This window comes from Streptomyces himastatinicus ATCC 53653 (genome assembly GCF_000158915.1).
Lineage (GTDB): Bacteria > Actinomycetota > Actinomycetes > Streptomycetales > Streptomycetaceae > Streptomyces > Streptomyces himastatinicus.
Map to the genome: position 1 here is coordinate 2,119,757 of NZ_GG657754.1, position 16,867 is coordinate 2,136,623.

The 16,867-nt window shown below is 69.0% G+C and carries 11 protein-coding genes; 4 read left to right on the forward strand and 7 right to left on the reverse strand.

Annotated elements, in window-relative coordinates; translation table 11 throughout:
• Positions 1-4 precede the first annotated feature (4 nt).
• From SSOG_RS08355 to argC, 4 genes are read right to left on the reverse strand one after another with little or no spacing between them, the layout of a single operon-like run.
• Positions 5-1,216 carry an acetylornithine transaminase gene (locus tag SSOG_RS08355; RefSeq protein WP_009713773.1) on the reverse strand — a complete coding sequence of 404 codons (1,212 nt, stop codon included), beginning with the start codon at positions 1,214-1,216 and terminating at the stop codon, positions 5-7.
• The gene (gene argB / locus SSOG_RS08360) at positions 1,213-2,175 is read right to left on the reverse strand and encodes an acetylglutamate kinase (protein WP_009713774.1); all 963 of its coding nucleotides are present in this window, start codon (positions 2,173-2,175) and stop codon (positions 1,213-1,215) included. Before argB ends, SSOG_RS08355 begins: the two co-directional genes overlap by 4 nt.
• A complete protein-coding gene (argJ, locus tag SSOG_RS08365) occupies positions 2,172-3,329 on the reverse strand; it encodes a bifunctional glutamate N-acetyltransferase/amino-acid acetyltransferase ArgJ (RefSeq protein ID WP_009713775.1) in 1,158 nt (385 codons plus the stop codon). Before argJ ends, argB begins: the two co-directional genes overlap by 4 nt.
• Entirely contained in the window at positions 3,326-4,354 is a 1,029-nt protein-coding gene (argC, locus tag SSOG_RS08370) for an N-acetyl-gamma-glutamyl-phosphate reductase (protein ID WP_009713776.1), read from the reverse strand. Before argC ends, argJ begins: the two co-directional genes overlap by 4 nt.
• 424 nt (positions 4,355-4,778) lie before the next feature.
• Between argC and SSOG_RS08375 the strand changes: the two genes are divergently transcribed.
• From SSOG_RS08375 to SSOG_RS08390, 4 genes are all read left to right on the forward strand, one after another.
• Positions 4,779-5,387, forward strand: a complete 609-nt coding sequence (locus tag SSOG_RS08375; protein WP_245606244.1) for a hypothetical protein — start codon at positions 4,779-4,781, stop codon at positions 5,385-5,387.
• Entirely contained in the window at positions 5,387-7,675 is a 2,289-nt protein-coding gene (locus tag SSOG_RS57415; RefSeq protein WP_039936925.1) for a hypothetical protein, read from the forward strand. The genes SSOG_RS08375 and SSOG_RS57415 overlap by 1 nt, the downstream gene beginning before the upstream one ends.
• 62 nt (positions 7,676-7,737) lie before the next feature.
• Positions 7,738-8,955 (forward strand): TniB family NTP-binding protein, encoded by a 1,218-nt coding sequence (locus SSOG_RS08385; RefSeq protein WP_245606245.1) that lies wholly within the window; start codon positions 7,738-7,740, stop codon positions 8,953-8,955.
• A 14-nt stretch (positions 8,956-8,969) separates the two neighbouring features.
• Complete coding sequence (locus SSOG_RS08390; RefSeq protein ID WP_009713780.1) at positions 8,970-10,835, forward strand: TniQ family protein; 1,866 nt, start codon at positions 8,970-8,972, stop codon at positions 10,833-10,835.
• 169 nt (positions 10,836-11,004) lie between these two features.
• Here SSOG_RS08390 and SSOG_RS08395 read toward each other — a convergent pair whose 3' ends face one another.
• The 3 genes from SSOG_RS08395 to SSOG_RS08405 form a co-directional block, all read right to left on the reverse strand.
• Positions 11,005-14,724, reverse strand: a complete 3,720-nt coding sequence (locus SSOG_RS08395; RefSeq protein WP_009713781.1) for a caspase, EACC1-associated type — start codon at positions 14,722-14,724, stop codon at positions 11,005-11,007.
• Positions 14,721-15,137, reverse strand: coding sequence for an effector-associated constant component EACC1 (locus tag SSOG_RS08400; RefSeq protein ID WP_009713782.1), 417 nt, complete (start codon positions 15,135-15,137; stop codon positions 14,721-14,723). Before SSOG_RS08400 ends, SSOG_RS08395 begins: the two co-directional genes overlap by 4 nt.
• Positions 15,138-15,261: 124 nt before the next feature.
• Positions 15,262-16,749 carry a hypothetical protein gene (locus SSOG_RS08405; protein WP_245606247.1) on the reverse strand — a complete coding sequence of 496 codons (1,488 nt, stop codon included), beginning with the start codon at positions 16,747-16,749 and terminating at the stop codon, positions 15,262-15,264.
• Positions 16,750-16,867: the final 118 nt, after the last annotated feature.

Genomic DNA, 16,867 nt, shown 5'->3' on the forward strand with positions numbered 1-16,867 from the left:
CGGATCATCGTTCCCCTTGGCCCTCATGCGCGGCGTGCGCGGCGTTCAGGACGGCCGTCAGGACGCCGGGCAGTCCCCGGAGCAGGGTGTCCACCTCGTCGTCGCCGACGACGAGCGGCGGCGCGAGCCGGACCACGTCAGGACCGGTCGCGTTCACCAGGAGTCCCGCGTCCTGAGCCGCCTGCTGCACCTGCGGCGCGAGGGACTCTGTGAGCACGATACCGAGCAGCAGGCCCGCGCCACGGACGTGACCGATCAGAGCGTGGTCGAGCGATTCGATTCCGTCACGCAGCCGCTCCCCCGCCCGCTTCACGCGGTCGAGGATTCCGTCGGCCTCGATGGTGTCGAGGACGGCGACGGCGGCGGCGCAGGAGACGGGGTTCCCGCCGAAGGTGGACCCGTGCTGACCTGGGGTCAGCAGATCGGCGGCGGGGCCGAAGGCGAGGGTGGCGCCGATGGGGAGGCCGCCGCCGAGGCCCTTGGCGAGGGTGACGACGTCGGGCTCGACGCCCTGCGCCTGGTGCTCGAACCAGTGTCCGGTACGGCCGATTCCGGTCTGTACCTCGTCCAGCACGAGCAGCGTGCCGGTGGCCCGGGTGATCTCGCGGGCGGCGGCCAGATAGCCCGCCGGGGGGACGATGACACCGTTCTCGCCCTGGATGGGTTCGAGGATGACCAGTGCGGTGTCGGTGGTGACGGCCGCGCGCAGCGCTTCGACGTCGCCGTACGGCACATGGGTGACATCGCCCGGCAGCGGAAGGAAGGGTTCCTGCTTGGCGGGCTGGCCGGTCAGGGCCAGGGAGCCCATGGTGCGGCCGTGGAAGCCGCCGGTGGTGGCGACCATGTGGGTACGGCCGGTCCGCCGCCCGATCTTGAAGGCGGCCTCGACGGCCTCCGCGCCGGAGTTGGAGAAGTAGACCCGCCCGGCGCGGCCGAAGAGCTGGAGCAGCCGCTCGGCGAGCGCCACCGGGGGCTCGGCGACGAAGAGGTTCGAGACGTGGCCGAGCGTGGCGATCTGGTCGGATACGGCCCGTACGACGGCGGGGTGGGCGTGGCCGAGGGAGTTGACGGCGATACCGCTGACGAAGTCGAGGTATTCCTTGCCGTCCGCGTCCCACACCGTGGCGCCCTCGCCATGGGTGAGCGGGACGCGCGGGGTGCCGTAATTGTCCATCATCGCGCCCTGCCAGCGCTGCGTCAGTTCCACGTTGCTCACCGGTTCTCCCCCTCGTTCTCCGCGTCCGGCACGACCATCGTGCCGATTCCCTCGTCCGTGAAGATCTCCAGCAGGATCGAGTGCTGCACCCGCCCGTCGATGACGCGCGCGTTGGTGACACCGTTGCGTACGGCGTGCAGACAGCCCTGCATCTTGGGCACCATGCCGCTGGCCAGCTCCGGCAGCAGCTTCTCCAGCTCGCTCGCGCCGAGCTGGCTGATCACCTCGTCGCTGTGGGGCCAGTCCGCGTACAGGCCCTCGACGTCGGTGAGGACCATCAGCGTCTCGGCGTTCAGCGCGGCGGCGAGCGCGGCCGCCGCCGTGTCGGCGTTGACGTTGTAGACGTGGCCGTCGTCGGAGCTGCGCGCGATGGAGGAGACCACCGGGATGCGGCCGTCGTCCAGCAGCGCCTGGATGGCGCCGGTGTCGATGTCGGTGATCTGGCCGACCCGGCCGATGTCCACCTGTTCGCCGTCGATCTCGGCGAAGTGCTTGGTCGCGGACATCAGATGGGCGTCCTCGCCGGTCATGCCGACGGCGAGCGGGCCGTGCTGGTTGAGCAGCCCGACCAGCTCGCGCTGCACCTGCCCGGCCAGCACCATCCGTACGACGTCCATCGCGTCGTCGGTGGTGACCCGCAGGCCCGCCTTGAACTCGCTCACCAGGCCGTGCCGGTCGAGCTGCGCGCTGATCTGCGGGCCGCCGCCGTGGACGACGACCGGGCGCAGCCCGGCGTGCCGCAGGAAGACGACGTCCTGGGCGAAGGCGGCCTTCAGCTCGTCGTCCACCATGGCGTTGCCGCCGAACTTGATGACGACGGTCTTGCCGTGGTGCCGGGTCAGCCAGGGCAGCGCCTCGATGAGGATGCGGGCCTTGGGCTGGGCGGTGTGCTTGCGGGCGGTCGGCTGCTCCGCCTTCTGGGACTGGTCCGCCTTCTGGGGCGAATTCGGCTCGCTCATGAGGAGTAGGCGCTGTTCTCGTGGACGTAGTCGGCGGTCAGGTCGTTGGCCCAGATGACGGCGGTCTCGCTGCCCGCGGCCAGATCGGCGGTGACGCGCACCTCGCGGTAGCGCATGTCGACCAGCTCGCGGTCCTCGCCGACCGAACCGTTCTTGCAGACCCATACGTCGTTGATGGCGACGTTGAGCTGGTCGGGATCGAAGACGGCGGAGGTGGTGCCGATCGCGGACAGCACCCGGCCCCAGTTGGGGTCCTCGCCGTGGATGGCGCACTTGAGGAGGTTGTTACGGGCGATCGAGCGGCCCACCTCCACGGCGTCGTCCTCGGTGGCCGCGCCGACGACCTCGATGCGGATGTCCTTGGAGGCGCCCTCGGCGTCCCCGATCAGCTGCCGCGCGAGGTCGGCGCAGACGGTGCGGACCGCCTCGGCGAACGCGTCCCCGGCGGGGGTGATCCCGGAGGCGCCGGAGGCCAGCAGCAGCACGGTGTCGTTGGTCGACATGCAGCCGTCGGAGTCGATCCGGTCGAAGGTGGTGCGGGTGGCGTCGCGCAGCGCGGCGTCCAGCGCGGGGGCTTCGACGTCGGCGTCGGTGGTGAGGACGACGAGCATGGTGGCGAGGCCGGGGGCCAGCATGCCCGCGCCCTTGGCCATGCCGCCGACGGTCCACGCCCCGTCCGGGCCCTGGGCGACGGCCGTCTTGTGCACGGTGTCGGTGGTCTTGATGGCGATGGCGGCCTTCTCGCCGCCGTGCTCGCTGAGGGCGGCCACGGCCGTCTCGAGACCGGACAGCAGGGGGTCCATGGGCAGCCGGAGGCCGATGAGCCCGGTGGACGCGATGGCGACCTCGCCCGCGCTGTGCCCGAGGACCTCGGCGGCCTTCTCGGCTGTCTGGTGGGTGTCCTGGAAGCCGAGCGGGCCGGTGCAGGCGTTGGCGCCGCCGGAGTTGAGGACGACGGCGGAGACCTGGCCGCCCTTGAGCACCTGCTCGGACCAGAGCACCGGGGCGGCCTTGACGCGGTTGGAGGTGAAGACGCCCGCGGCGGCCAGCCGTGGTCCGTTGTTGACGACGAGGGCGAGATCGGGGTTGCCGTTCTCCTTGATCCCCGCCGCGACGCCGGAGGCGGTGAAACCCTTGGCTGCCGTCACACTCATGGAGCGACTCCGATCGTGGAAAGTCCCAGCTCCTCGGGGAGGCCGAGGGCGATGTTCATGCTCTGGACCGCGCCGCCCGCGGTGCCCTTGGTGAGGTTGTCGATCGCGCTGATCACGATGACCCGGCCCGCCGCCTCGTCGAGGGCGACCTGGAGCAGGGCGCTGTTGGATCCGTACACGGCTGCGGTGGAGGGCCACTGGCCCTCCGGCAGCAGGTGGACGAACGGTTCGTCGCCCAGCGCCTTCTCGTACGCGGCCCGCAGCGTCCCCGCCGTCACGCCGGGCTTCGCCGGGGCGCTGCACGTGGCCAGGATGCCGCGGGACATGGGGGCGAGGGTCGGGGTGAACGAGACCGAGACCCGCTCGCCCGCGGCGGCCGACAGGTTCTGGATCATCTCCGGGGTGTGCCGGTGGCCGCCGCCCACGCCGTACGGGCTCATGGAGCCCATGACCTCGCTGCCCAGCAGATGCGGCTTGGGCGACTTGCCCGCACCCGAGGTTCCGGTGGCGGCGACGATCACGGCCTCGGGCCCGACCAGCCCGGCCGCGTACGCCGGGAACAGCGCGAGCGAGACGGCGGTGGGGTAGCAGCCGGGCACCGCGACGCGCCGGGAGCCCTTGAGCGTGGCACGCGCCCCCGGCAGCTCGGGCAGGCCGTACGGCCAGGTCCCGGCGTGCGGCGAGCCGTAGAACTTCTCCCAGTCGGCCGCGTCCTCCAGCCGGAAGTCCGCACCGCAGTCGATCACCAGCACTTGATCGCCGAGCTGCTCGGCGACGGCGGCGGACTGCCCGTGCGGCAGCGCGAGGAAGACCACATCATGCCCGGCCAGGGCCTCCGCCCCGGTCGGCGCCAGCACCCGGTCGGCGAGCGGGAGGAGGTGCGGCTGGAGGGCCGCGAGCGGCTGGCCCGCGTTGCTGTTGCCGGTCAGCGCGCCGATCTCGACCTCGGGGTGCGCGAGCAGCAGCCGCAGCACCTCACCGCCCGCGTATCCGCTCGCTCCCGCCACCGCTGCGCGTATCGCCATTACCATCCTCCCTCACGGATGGCATGACTATACGATTGACGGCAGCTTTATGCAAAGAAGTTTCCGGAGGTCGCCCGCCCCGGCTGTGACCGAGATTTTTAGTTGGCACATAGAGAGCGCTAGTTGGCACATCTTGGCCCCGTAACGCTGCGTTGCGGTCAGTAACGAAGAAGCGTCCGTATCGCCGGTCGAGTGGTGCTGCTCTGGGTGAGTGGGCGAGGCAACGATTGCGAAGATCCCGTCGGATTCAAGTCATCTGGACCAGCTTGTCGTGGTGTACGACGGGGACGCCGAGCTGCGGGGGCGACTGCGGCTCGGGGACAGCTGGCCACGTCGGTGGAGTTCGACGTGGCAGGTGGGTGCAGGTGAGGTCTGCTGGCCTATCCGGGATATGGCTCACGTACCAGTGTTGTCGTCCCGGCCGATGCGGGGGTTCGCGTGGCGGGCGAAGCAGCGGCATCGCCCTGGGCTTGAGGTGATGGCGTCAACGGGCAGGAAGCATGGCTTCGAGTCGTTGGAGGAGATGCGGCTGCTGGTCGCGCTGGACTTTCTGCGGGCATCGGAGGTGCTGTCGCAGCCGTTCCGGCTGGACTTCGAGCATGCGGGCGGACAGTCCTGGCACATCCCTGATTTCCTGGCCGTGATCGGCGGCGGGATGTGGTTGCTGGACGTCCGCCCGATGGAGCTGATCAAGGAAGAGGACGCGTTGAAGTTCGCGGCGGCCAGGGAAGTGGCGGCCGCCTGCGGCTGGCGGTACTCGGTGGTCGCGGGCTGGCGACCGCATGTCTGGAGTGTCCTCGATCACCTGTCCTCGCGTCGACGGCCGGCGAGGGATCTGCTGGGCATGCGGGACCAGCTGCTCACCGCTATCGACGGCCGGGAGGGGCGAGTGATGACGTTCTCCGAGTTGGCGGACGCGACCAGCGTGCCTTCTGTTGGCCGGGCGAACATCGTCCGGCTGCTCTGGCAACGCGACCTCGGCATTGATCTGGGCAGTCCCTTGCGTGACAGCTCGCTGATCTGGGCGGCGTGATGGCCGCGAGGGGGTTCTTGCAGATCGCGCCGGGCCGGCGGGTCGCGCTCAACGGCGTCGAGTGGACGATCGAAGAGGTCCACGGCCAGTTGGGCCGGCTCGTCCTGGCGGATGACGGCGGCCGCACGGAGACCCGCTCGTTCCGTTGGCTCATCAATCATGCTGACCTGCGGCTTCTGCCGACGGTCGAAGCGTCGGGTCGCCCGTTGCCGGTCTCCCGGCAGCCGAGGACACTGGCCGACCTGACCAAGGACCAGCTGGATCGGGCCCGGCTGCGGGCTGCGCACGTGCTGGAGGCCGAGACGGGGTTCCGGGAGGGGCACTCGGCTCGGGCCCTGCCGGGTGAGCCCCGGCCGGCCTACGACCCTGACCGCACGACGCTGACCCAGCGCCGCTACGCGAAGGCGGCGGAGATGGAGGCGATGCCCCATCCGGAGGCGGTCCGGCTCGGTCTGCAGTACCTCAGCTATCGGACGCTGGTACGTCTGTCGGGACTGGCGGGCGACAGTCTCCTGCTGGCCTGCGCGGACGGGCGCTGGACACGGCGACGCAGCGGGCACCGCAGCATCACCGAGGAGGTCCGGGAGGCGATCTTCGCGGTCAAGGCCGAATGCAGCGAACGCGCCCGCGTGAGTCTGGCCGCCAGGCACCGGTTGATGCACCAGTACATGAGTGAGCGGTTCCCGACGTTCCCGACGGAGAAGATCCCTTCCCGCTGGACATTCGCGGCCGTCTGGGAGGAGTGGTTCGGGCCCGGCGGAGCCCGGCCGCGTTACGAGCGGACGGCCGAGGCCGCCGCGGAGGCCGGGGTCTCCGGCCGGATGGTGGTCCACCGGCCGGGCCAGGTTCTGGTGCTGGACTCGACCCCGATGCCGGTGAAGCTGCGCGAGACCGTATTCGGTGACGCGGTCACCGCGACACTGACCCTCGCGCTCGATCTCTACACGCACGGCCTGCCGGCCTTCCGGCTCACGCTGCAGTCCGACACCTCGGTCGACGTCGCGATGCTGCTTCGAGATGTGATGCTGCCGCTTCCGATGCGGGACGGCTGGGGCGAGGACATGGAATGGCCCTACGCCGGGGTCCCGGCCGACGTGATCGCCGAGTTCACCGGGCACCGGGTCGCCGCTCTGCCGTTCTTCGCCCCGGAGACGGTCACCACCGACCACGGCGGCCCCTACAAGAACCACGACCTAGTAGAGGCCGAGCGGGAGATCGGCTGCCGGATCCTGCCTGCCCGCGTCCTGCGCCAGACCGACAAATTCGCGGTCGAGCGCCAGTTCCTCACCGTTCAGACCATGCTCTTCGAGCATCTGCTGGGCTTCACCGGCGGCGACGTCGCGGACCGCGGGGCCGACCCGGAACGCGACGCGAGCCTTACGCTCGCGCAGGCCGAGCACATCATCGCGACCTGGATCGTCCAGATCTGGCAGAACCGCAAATTGGGTGAATACGCGCCGAGTTGGGCGCCGGGCGAGGAGCACAGCCCCAACACTCTGTTCGCCGCGGCGATGGAACAGGGCGGCTTCGACCTGGACTTCCCCGAACCGAGCTTCTACTACAAGGTCCTGCGCAAGCACCACGTGAAAATCCATCCGCGACGCGGGGTGAAGATCCTCGGGCTTTGGTATCACCACCCGGTCCTCGACGAGCCGCGCTTCCTGCAGCCCTCCGCCCGAGGCGGCAAGCACGCGGGCCAGTGGGTGGTCCGCAGTGACCGAAGGGACCGCCGGCAGGTGTTCTTCCAGAACGACGCCGATCATGAGACCTGGCACATCCTGCGCTGGCGAGGGCTTCCGGCCGAAGGCGAGATCCCCGCCTTCTCAGACAAGACCGCTGGTGCCCTCCTGGCACATGTGAAGGCGAACAACATCAGGATCCACTCCGAGAGTGAGCTCTTGGAACATCTGCTGGGGATCCTCGGCTCGGTCACCCCCGTCGACCAGTGGCCCAGCCAGGCCAAGAAGAAGGCCGGGAAGAAGCGGCGCGTCGCCCAGGCCCGCGAGATCACCCGGGCACAGGCTGCGGCGGCCGACCGCCCCGCCGCACCGGCCGCCGCAGACGAGCCGACTCCCGCCGAGATGCCCGTGGCCTGGGCCGAGCACGCTCGCACGATCGATCGCGCGGTCGACGCCGACCGTCGTCGGCGACGCGAAGAAGCACTCGCCGGAACCAGACCTGTCGCCCCGCCGACGCTGCACGAGGCCTTGAGACGGCGGCCCATGTTCCTGCTTCCGCCCCGCGACGCCTCAGAAGCCGACAGGTTTGCCGGGGAGGAAGAGGCGTGACCAGAGCACTTTCCCACGGCGATCCGCTGGAGGGCCTGCCCTCACGGGCCAAGGTCGCCGAGTTGATTCTGGGCGGCCACCCGCCCCGCGACACCTACGTTGGCTGGCAGCACTACCGCACCCACTGCGGCCTGCTCGTCCCCGCCCCGGTGATCTCGCTGCAGCAGTGGTCGGTGATCCCCGAGAGCCGCCGGGCCGACTACGACCTCTACCGGCAGTTGACGAACACGAACCTCCCGCTGCAGGACACGCCCATGCACGACAAGGTCGGCAAGCTGATCCGGCGCCGATTGCGCGGCAACACGATGAAGCAGGACGATCCGACGCGCGCCGGCATCATGGTCAGCGGCTGGGGCAACTACGGCAAGACCGCGTCCGTCTGCTCTGCCGGAGCCGCCTTTGAAGACCAGTGGCTGGAACTGCACAGTTATCTCAACCCCGGGGCTCTGCCAGGCACTCGGGATCTCCACGCGCCGGTCGTCTATGTCTCGACCCCGGTGACAGCGACCCCGAAGAGCCTTTGTGCATCGATCCTGGGTTTCTTCCGGGCCCAGACCCGCAAGTCCGCCACCCTGCCGGAACTGGTCCGACAGGTCGCCGACTCCCTCCACGACCACGGTGTCAAAGCGCTGATCCTGGACGACATCAGCCGGCTGCGGATGCACAGAGCCGACGACCAGGACGTCCTCGACCTGATGCGGGCCTTCATGAGCCTGGACGTCACCCTGATCCTGACCGGCGTCAACATCCCCGGCATCGGGCTCCTGCGCGAGGCCAAGTGGAACAAGAAGACCCGGCAGTGGGAGATGCCACCGCTGGAGTCGACCCGCATCCACGGCCTGGAGATCACCCAGACCGAGCACCGCTTCGAGCTCATCGAACTCGACCGCTTCCGCGACACCACCCCGAAGCAAATCCAGGCTTTCGTCGACCATTTGGAGGGGATCGAGCAGCACCTGCGGCTGCTGAACGCGAAGGAAGGCATGCTCACCGGCGGCACCATGCCGGAGTACTTGATGCGTCGCACCGACGGCGTCGTCGGCCTGCTGGGACGCCTGCTCGAGGACGGCGCTCAGGAGGCCATGGAGTCCGGGAAAGAATTGATCGACGAGAGCCTGCTGGACGAGATCGTGCTCCGGCGGGACGAGCCCGAACAACCGCCGGACGAGCCCGTGATCCCAGCCGACCCGCTGGCCACCGGCAAGAAGACTTCGCAAGCGAAACGGCGCCGGAACTCCGTTTTCGATGACCACGGTCCGGCTGCGCGCGCGGGCACCTGACGACTGGAGCCGTGATGCATCCACTGCCCCGGAGTCTCGACCCCGTGTCGGGAGAATCCCTGGTCAGCTACCTGCTTCGGCTTGGGCACCGTCTCGGCCTCTCGCCTCTGCACCTGATCCGTGCGGCGGGCTGGACCGAGCACGCTTACCCGAATCACTTCCCCGGCAGTCTGCTGCTGGACCTCCCCAGGCCGCAGGCCGAGGCATTCGCCCGGCTGACGAAGCAGACGGCCGGGGAAGTCTCGGCACTGACGCTGGCCCAGTGGCGAGACCGATATCCGCCGATCACCCGGTCTATGCCCAGCCGACGCTTGATGAGGCCGGACGCATGGCTCTTCGTCGGCTCGCCCCGGTACTGCCCCTCCTGCCTGGCGGGCGACGGCACTCCGGCCCAGCAACTGCACGGCGGGCCCTGGCACAAGCTCTGGCACCTTCCCGTCGTCTTCACCTGCGTCGAGCATCAGACCTATCTGGAAGCCGACTGCCCACACTGCGGCCAGCCCCACGACACACCAGGGCACCTGATCCAGCGGGCCAACGACCACACTCTGCATCCAGCGCAATGCCGGTGGACGATTGACACCCAGACACAGAAAAGGAAGTCCCGCGCCTGCGGCGGCCGACTCGACCAGCCCCTCGCCCCGCTCGCCGACGACCGGCCACAACCGGAAGCGGACATTCTCCGTTTCCAGCAGACCCTCCTTGCCCGCCTGGCGCCGCAGAATCCGGCCACGGACGCGTCCGAGTACTTCACCGATCTCCGACTGGCCGCCGCGCTGGTCAGCACCACCTGGCCGCAGGGCTGGCACCTCTTCGACACCGACGCCGCTGATCTGATCGACTCGTACTCTCGGAAACTGCATCGTGATACGGGCAGAGCCCGATACCAACGACTCCGCGACGCACCACCGCGTGATGCCATCGCCTGCGGAGCCCTCCTGGTGGCCGCAGACCGCCTACTTTCGAGGGACGATCTCCCCGAACTTCTCTCCGACTTCGTCCTTGCCGCCTTCAAAGACCGTCCGAGCCGGACGCCTTGGGCTCTCGTCTTCGACCGGCATGAGGACGCCTGTTCCGAGCGGCTCCGACAGGCCGCCGAGCCCGTGACCCGCTCTTTCCGCCGAGTCAACGGCTCCCGAGGCATTCGAGCACCGCTGCGAACCGTCTACCGGCCTGAGTACATCCCGGCATTCCTGGAGCCGGACTGGTACCAGCGTCATCTCGCCGATTGCGCGGGCTCCGCGTCCAAGATCGTGCGAAGAACGGCCGCCGTCCGCCTCGTCCAGTGGGCCATGGGCGGGTCCCAGGACGACGCCGCGACGTTCCTCGGGATCACATCCGCCCAGGCGCACTTCGCGGCCCGCAGCGATACCCGGCGCTGGCTACGGGCCGGATGCGAGCCCGTTGAGTTCGACCGAGCTCTCCGGGCTCTGGCTGCAGAACTGCAAACTCCACGTCAACCGCCAACTGACTACCGACGCAGGCGACAAGCGCTCCTCGACTGGACACTCAGTCTCGACATCTGGAACACGCTCATCAGCGATCTTCCTCGGTCCCCTTACTCCACCCGCTCTGACTCCGGCGATCGGAAGCGACAAGCGGCATCTGTCTACGTCTGGACCCTCGTCACACGAGGCGAGCACCACTTCGCTCCGCGCCCACTTGAAGCCACACAACTCCCCGAAGTCCGGCGGCAATGGGCCTTGCAGCGGAACACAACATGGTTCCAGCTCGCCCGTCCCGACCCGATCGGACACTACGCTGACCTGCGACAAGCTCTCGCCAAATACGCTCAGCAACTCGCCCGGGACATCGATTCAGGTGCTGGTCCCGCTGGGGAAGGGGCTAGTCAGGGCCACTCCGAAACTCACGCACAGTGAACACCCACGGCCATGATCCGCCAACTAGCCCCCTCAAGGGTGGCCAGGGTCTGGCTCTCGCGGATCCTTCGTGGCTGGTCGACTTCGTTCCACGTGGTGATCCGTTCGAGTCGGTACATCCGTGACACTCGGGCACAGTCGGCGACCACTGGACGTCATCCGCTCGTCCTCACGCTCCGTCGGTCTCGTAGAGCCGCCATGCCGGGTAGCGCGAGGCCTTGCCTTGCTGCTCCGTGTCCTCCAGAAGACCCCGGCGGTGCAGCATCAGCCTCAGATGACGGGCGGGATCGTCGCCGTTTTCTGGACCGGGGTCCAGCAGCACGGCGCGCGGGGTGCCGTTGTCATGGTGCACGAGCGCGTCGGCCGGATGGCCGTTGACCGTTTCACCGAGTGCGACGCGCGTGCCCGGTCGTGTGGACAGGGCCACGTAGAGGCGTCGTAGGAGGTCGCCGCCGTCCGGTTCGCCGACACGGGGGTTGTCGGTGGTGGCGGCGCTGAGGAGTTCGGCGGCCACGCCGCCTTCCCTCGCCCAGAGGTCCTTGTCTCCGACGATGACGAGGTGGCTGCGGGCGCGGGTGATGGCGACGTTCCAGAGGTTGTGCTGGCGGTTGACCCAGCTGATCGCGCCGGGATGCATGCCGTCGCCGGCCACCAGAGAGAACACCATGACGTCGCGTTCCCCGCCCTGGAAGGTGTGCACGGTGCCGATGCGGACGCGTTGCTCATCGTACTGGCGGAGCGCATCGCGCAGTTCGTCGGCCTGGCCTCGGAAGGGGGTGACGACGCCGATGGTGGCTTCGGTCGGCAGATGCTCGAACAGGTTGCGCACGAAGCTGTGCACCTGGCGGGTCTCTTCGGTGTTGACCCAGGAACTGCCGTAGCGCGGGCGGGTGGCACGCCCCTGCACGTGAGACCAGAAGAGGGCCGGCCGCGGCAGGGACGGCCGTTGGCGGATGTCCGTCAGAACCGTCAGTCCGCCGTCGTAGAAGAGCCGGTTGGACAGGACGGCGATGTGCGGGTGGCAGCGGAAGTGCTCGTCGAGGAGGAGGGTTCCGCCCACGGCCTGCTCGGCTGCGTGGAAGGCGGAGTGACGCAGGTAGGCGATACGGTGTTTCTCCAGCCACTCGGAGCGCAGCCCGTATCTGCGGCGGATCAGGGCCTCGCGTTCCGGGCCGATCTTCGTGATGTGCGAGAGCTGCATGGCGTCGCCGATGACGAGGGCGCGGCGTGCGCGGAAGAGCAGGGGCAGCACGTGGGGGATGGCGCACTGGCTAGCCTCGTCGACGATGACCAGGTCGAAGAGGGCCGGGTCCGGGGGGAAGCGCCGGGCGGAGAGACTGGTGACCGCCCAGCCGGGTGCCGCGGGCAGGACCTCCCGGACGGCGGGCCAGTCAGGACTTCCCTTGGCGCGTAACAGGTTGGAGATGCGTTGCCGTCCGGAGCAGGCAGTTGTGCGGACGGCGCTCGCGAACAGCGTGTGAGCAGCGGACTGCACACGCGACTCGCTGCTCGTGAGGGTGGCGGTCAGTGCCCCGTCATCAACGGTGGTGAGCTGCTCGTACATGCTGCGCCACGTCGTCTGGGCCGCGGCGAAATCAGCGACGGTGAGACAGACATCGACCAGGTCACCGTCGTGCCCGTCCAGGCCGAGTCCGCGCAGGAAGCGGGCGCGCCGTCGCCGGCCGAAGAAGCGGGCGCCAGCACGGCGTCTGGCCTTCTCCTGCAGCTTGTGCAGGGTCGGTGCGTGGGAGCAGGCGTCAGCGAGGTCGGCCACCGACAGGCCGAGCCGTGCTGCAAGCTCCTCGCGTGCCGCACCCGTCGTGCGCAGGTCCCGCTCGGCTGTCGCGATACGGGCGTAGTCCTGGCGTACGCGGGCCAGTTGGTCGGCGGCGACCTCGGCGTGCATGGCCGCGGTCGACACGTTGGGCTCGGGATCCGCAGCGGCACGCAGGAGGTGCAGAGCGTCGGTCTCGGTTTCCTGGTAGCTCTTTCCTGTTCTCGCCCGGGCAGAGCCGGTACGCACGACGCTGCCGGGGACCAGCCGTTCACAGCGGTGCCACACCTCGTCCACGGCCTCATTGTTGGTAGACGCCACCAGTACCGTCTGCCCCCGGGTAATGGCGGTGGCGACGAGGTTGGCCACGAGCTGGCTTTTGCCCGTGCCGGGCGGCCCAGTCGCAACCGTGAGACGGTGCGACATCGCCGAGCGCAGGACCGCGGCCTGGGCTTCGTTGCACGGCAGGGGCGTCACCAGGTGCGGCGGCGCGGGGTCGGCCAGTTCCAGCGCACGGGCGCGCTCCGCTGTGTCCGGGGACAGGGCGGCGAGCGCTGTCTGAGGGATCCGGTCGATTCTCTTCGCAATGTCGGCGAAGTCGTCGAGGAGTTTCTTCGCGTAGCCGGTGTCGGGCAGCGCCGTGAACAGCACGGCGGTGTTGCGGGCACCGTGGGTGGGCGTGTGAATGTCGATGTGGTCGGCCAGCGCGTCGGGGTGGAGCGCCTGGACGCAGGGCAGTTCGAATTCCTGCTCGAGCAGCAGGCGTATGTCGGCGGCCATACGGTCGTGCTGACCGCGGTGCCAGGTGGGCTGGTAGGCGTCGGCGAGCTGAGCCGCCTCCTCCTCGCCCAGCCAGTCCTTGGCCAGTTGACGGTGCGGCTGGACCGGACCGTACGGCTTCAGCCGCACCTCGCCGCCCGCCGAGACGACTTCCACCCGCCGAACCAGCAGCGGGGCGAACTTCGGATGCCGCCACGGCCGCCCACCGCGGGGGCCGTTGACCACCACGGCTGGGTAGCCCGCCCACAGTTCGGCGTCCTGCTCGGCCGCCACGTCGATCAGCGGCTGGGCGTGCGACGGAAGGGCCATGCAGCCGTCGTCGTCGACCTCGCCGGACAGAAGGCGTTCCACACCGTGCAGGCACACGTACGAGCCGTCCTGGTCGCCTACCGGCATCAGCGGGGTTTCGGTGTCGTCGGCGAGGACACACTCGCGGTAGTAGTCGAGCAGCCGACCCCATGTTGGCTGAGATGAGACGGCCTTGGGGGTCGGCCGGGCCGGGCCGGTCTGCGGCATCGCGGTCCGTCCGCTGAACGGCACGAGGATCGGGACGGTGCCGAGCGGGCAGTCCGCGAGGACGATGCGGTCGTCGACGCCGTGCGTGGACTGCACCGGGACCTGACCGCCCTGGGCGCGCATGCGCCGGTTGACGTAGTGGAAGAGGTCGTCCACCGACACGTCGCCGTGGCCGTCCTTGCTGACCTTGCCTGTGCGCAGCGCCTCAATCACCTGCGCCGTGAACGCGGACGGCTGGACCTCCGCGCCGGCCGGCCCCGCATCGGCGTACGAGTCCTCGCTGGCCCGGGAGGAGGAGAGCACATGGACGCCACGGCTGGTCAGCAGCGCCTTCTCGCCGGACTTCGCGATTTTGCCGGTCTCCTGCCGGTCCGTGGTGCGCAGCCCCACGGCGAAGCCGCCGCTGCGGCAGCAGTCGATCATGACGACTTTCTGCGGGGCCCAGCATGCCTCGAGCTGCTCGTTGACGAAGCCGGCGTCCACTGCTGTGTCCGCGATCCGGTCGAAGTCGGTGTCCTTGGCGATGAAGTAGAACTGGCCGCCGTCCCGGACCAGGCGCGCACCATGCCCGGACACGTACACCAGCGCCAGCTCGTCCTGCTCGCAGGCCTCCAGGAACTCACTGATCGCGGCCCTCATGTCGTCGGCCGTGAGGTTGTCCAAGTGCGTGACGGACGTGAACCCGCCGATGTTGCGGTGCTGCAGGACCTGCCGCATGCCCCAGATGTCGGCCAGCGTGGACGGCAGCGCTGCGAAGCGGCCGTCGTCGTAGAGTTCGTTACCAATCAGCAGAGCGCGCCGTTTGTTCAGTCTGGTCACTCGCCGCTGCCCTCCGGCGTGCCAGGCTCGCCGGCGGCCACCTTGTCGAGAAAGTCGCTGATCACCCGCTGCTGCGCGGCATCGGGCCTGCCGGTGATCGCGGCGGAGTGACCGTTGAAGGTGACTTCGACCTTTCGGTGGCGATCCCTGGCACACCACTCCGTGATCGCGGTGATGAGGATGCGGGCCACCGGCCGGGCGACCGCTCCTGCCGTGGCCGCCCAAAGCGCGATGTCGCCCACGCCGGTGCCCTTGTGACCCGGCGCGACGGGTTTGTCGGCGTCGGTGAACCCGACGCTCAGGCCGTCAGTCTCCTGCAGCGCGGCGTGGAGATCGCGGGTGAGCCGTTCCTGCCGGAGCCCGTCTCCTCCCGTCTCCACCACGAGCTGCCACCGGAGTCCCCCGTCCCGCATCCGCCACTCCTTGCTGTTGGTCCGTCACATGGGATGACTTTGACATGAGGGTGTCTGCGGGAATAGCTCGGCGGACAGCCGAGGGGACGGCATTCGGCCAGTCGCACGCGAGTCGTGTGGCCGTTCACACGGAGCTGAGACGGCGGCGTCTCCTCCGGGGCGGCTCCGGCAGCAGCTGCATCGCCATGACGGAGCCGTCCTCCCGCACGGACACCGGCCCGTCCCAGTCATGCTGACCGCGCAGGGAGCGCCACCGCGGCCGCATCGCATGCGCCTCGCGCCGGTACTCCTCCACCCGCCCATCCCTTAGAAGATCGAACAGGTTCTCCGCGAGGCCGGAGAACGCCTCGACACGGGTGCCGTTCAGCCGGAACACGTGGTCCGTCCCGACGAAGTTGATCCCGCCGATCTCCTGCTCGACGTCCTGGACGATGCCGGTCCCGGCATGAGTGAAACCCTCGAAATGCCGCCGCCCCTGCCGCTTCGTCAGGTATCGGGCGGTGGGCTCCCCGCCGCCGGTGAACCCCATCAACCCGGCAGCGCCCGCCCGTACCAGAACCGAACGGAACCACGCGTACCGGTCCGGCAACACCTGAAACCCGCTGACGCGCTCGTCGTCCTCATCACCATCGCCCGGGATGCACACATCGGGGTAAATGTTCAGGTCCTCCACCGGCAGGTCCGCGCCCGGGGCATCGGGTTGGACGGTCAGTGAGCCGTCGCCCGGGGCGTGCAGGACGTGCACGCTGATCCCGCCCTGCCCGAGCAGTTCCGTGGAGGTGACCAGCGTCGGTGTCTGGTCCCAGGGACCGATGTGCAGCGCCTCCACTCGGGCCGAGGCGCTGGCCAGCTGGGTGTGCACGTACGACGGTTTGCTGTGGGTGCCCTTACACGCCAGGGGAATGACTTTCGAGGGTTGTCCCGGCTTCCACGCCTCCAGGAGGAAATCGGGCCGTAAACTCACCCAGTCCCGGCGCTTGACCTCCTTGCCCACCAGCGCCCAGCCGGCCTGCAGCGCGATGTCGGCGTCCACGACCGACACGACGTGATCCGGATACCGCTGCTTCAGAACACGCTCGGCCACGGTGAGCGCGAAGCCGATCCCCAACTCGCCGGACTGCACTGTCTTGTAGTGCCGCCGCGGGTTCAGCCCTTCCTCCGACAGGGCCATGTACCGGCCGGTGCTGCCCTCCAGCGCTTGGCAGTATTTGAGGCATCCCCAGTGCTCGGCCAGGCCCCGCCCCGCCCCCTGCCGGGACAGAACCTGGGCACGCCCCAGCGCGTGCAATATCTCCCACGGCGTCAGTGTGAATGACTGGCCGACCTCAGCGGACGGCAGCGCTCGCAGCCCCGCTTTCCGCCGCAGCGGTTCGCGGTCTTCTTCGCGGCGCTCCTTGTCGTCTTTCGCCGCGGCGTCGGCGACGGCCGCTGCGAGTGCGGTCGTTGAGTTGACCTGCACGTTCCATGGCCTCACCAGGTCTTCGAGTACTTCTTGGGCAACAGCCACTCGTCTCCCCCTCCGCTCCGGCCGCGATACGGCAAGAGGCGCGACGCTACGGCGACCGCGAGGGGCGCACACAAGAGTGCAGTAGCGCACGGAGGCCGAAACCATCCTTTGCCTCCCGTTGTGCTGATTTCACAGGATGCGGGCACTTCCAGGGCTTGAACGGTCCTCGACCCCTCGGACAAGACAGCGCCGTCAGCGCGGGGAAATGGCTCGTTTCCGGGGG

What these genes read in the sequence shown, in the direction of transcription:
- argB (WP_009713774.1), bottom strand. Translation starts at nt 2,175, where the DNA reads ATGAGCGAGCCGAATTCGCCCCAGAAGGCGGACCAGTCCCAGAAGGCG.
- argJ (WP_009713775.1), bottom strand. Translation starts at nt 3,329, where the DNA reads ATGAGTGTGACGGCAGCCAAGGGTTTCACCGCCTCCGGCGTCGCGGCG.
- argC (WP_009713776.1), bottom strand. Translation starts at nt 4,354, where the DNA reads ATGGCGATACGCGCAGCGGTGGCGGGAGCGAGCGGATACGCGGGCGGT.
- SSOG_RS08375 (WP_245606244.1), top strand. Translation starts at nt 4,779, where the DNA reads ATGCGGGGGTTCGCGTGGCGGGCGAAGCAGCGGCATCGCCCTGGGCTT.
- SSOG_RS57415 (WP_039936925.1), top strand. Translation starts at nt 5,387, where the DNA reads ATGGCCGCGAGGGGGTTCTTGCAGATCGCGCCGGGCCGGCGGGTCGCG.
- SSOG_RS08390 (WP_009713780.1), top strand. Translation starts at nt 8,970, where the DNA reads ATGCATCCACTGCCCCGGAGTCTCGACCCCGTGTCGGGAGAATCCCTG.
- SSOG_RS08400 (WP_009713782.1), bottom strand. Translation starts at nt 15,137, where the DNA reads ATGCGGGACGGGGGACTCCGGTGGCAGCTCGTGGTGGAGACGGGAGGA.
- SSOG_RS08405 (WP_245606247.1), bottom strand. Translation starts at nt 16,749, where the DNA reads ATGGTTTCGGCCTCCGTGCGCTACTGCACTCTTGTGTGCGCCCCTCGC.